Origin of the sequence: uncultured Arthrobacter sp. (genome assembly GCF_902805515.1) — a bacterium.
Taxonomy (GTDB): domain Bacteria; phylum Actinomycetota; class Actinomycetes; order Actinomycetales; family Micrococcaceae; genus Arthrobacter_D.
Window position 1 is genome coordinate 1 of sequence record NZ_CADCTE010000045.1, and the last position, 1,213, is coordinate 1,213.

At 65.5% G+C, this 1,213-nt stretch carries 1 protein-coding gene; it reads right to left on the minus strand.

Annotated features, from left to right (window positions below):
* Positions 1 to 27 precede the first annotated feature (27 nt).
* Positions 28 to 858 carry an MBL fold metallo-hydrolase gene (locus tag QZX79_RS03710; RefSeq protein WP_294564828.1) on the minus strand — a complete coding sequence of 277 codons (831 nt, stop codon included), beginning with the start codon at positions 856 to 858 and terminating at the stop codon, positions 28 to 30.
* Positions 859 to 1,213: the final 355 nt, after the last annotated feature.

Here is a 1,213-nt window from a genome sequence, read left to right on the forward strand (position 1 = left end):
ACGGCTCGGGCAGAGTAATTGTCTCGTTTACCTGGGCGCCTGTGCCTCTGGTCGTCCCGCACCGGGATCGCGGTACTCGACCGGCACCCAGATGTATTCGCCGCCTCTCTCCGCCCGTAAGTTGCCGATGCCGGGGAAGTTGACGTGCGCGACCGCAACGCGCCGCCGGTCGCGCGCGGCGGCGGCAAACTGCTTCGCCCGTTGCCCGGCGGCCGCAGGCGAGTCCACGTCATAGCGGACCGTGATCGCGGGCCGTGGGAACTGCACCACCCCGAAATGCATGATGTCGCCCCAAAACTCGATCGCCTCTTCCCTGCTCTCCACACGGTAGAAGGCGTGACCGGGGGTATGACCAGGCGTCGGAACTGCGACCACGCCCGGGAAGAGCTGCGTCCGTCCAGAGAAGCCGCGCACCTTGCCCGCGCGCGCATAGAGGCCGACGGTCGCCTGCGCTTCGTCGAAAAATCGTTGCGGTATGCCCGACGTCTGGGCGTTGGCCGGATTGAGGTAGAAGTCGAGGTCCGGCTGGCCGGCATGAACCGTGGCGTTCGGAAACACGATGCGCGGGCCGTCCGTTAGCCCGCCGCTGTGATCCGTATGGACATGGGTGATCAGGATGTCGTTGATCTGCTCCGGCCGATAGCCAGCGGCGGCCAAGCTCGCGACCAGCTTGCCCCCGCTCCCCGACCCAAAGAGGCGCCCCGCCCCCGTGTCGACGAGGATAAGCCGCCTTCCCGTGTCGATTAGGAAAGCGTTGATCGATGCTTCGATCGGGTTGTTGAGAAAGGCGCGGCGCAGCAGTCTGTCGACCTGCGGCGGAGTGGTTCCGGTCAGGACTGCGTGCAGATCCTGCGCCACCGTCCCGTCCGATAACGCAGTAACCGTGAAATCACCCAAGCGCATCCGAAAGACGCCAGGCAACTGCTCCAGTGCGGGTGCGGGCGAGGACGCGGCGGGCACAGTCACGACCCGGGCTCGATCTCCGGAGGCGGGCTGCGCGCCGACTAGGGCGGCGAGAAGGGGAACAGTGAATGGCGGCATGTCGGCTCCGATCGAAGTCGCCGCACTTGTCGCGGCGAGACCGGCACTTGCGCTTGGCTCCGGATGGTTTCAAGAAGATACCGGGAGGTCGGCAGGATACCGCGAGGATACCAGATGAACGTTATCGAACCGATCGCGTCGGAACTTGACGGCCCTTCGTCGAAGACATGTC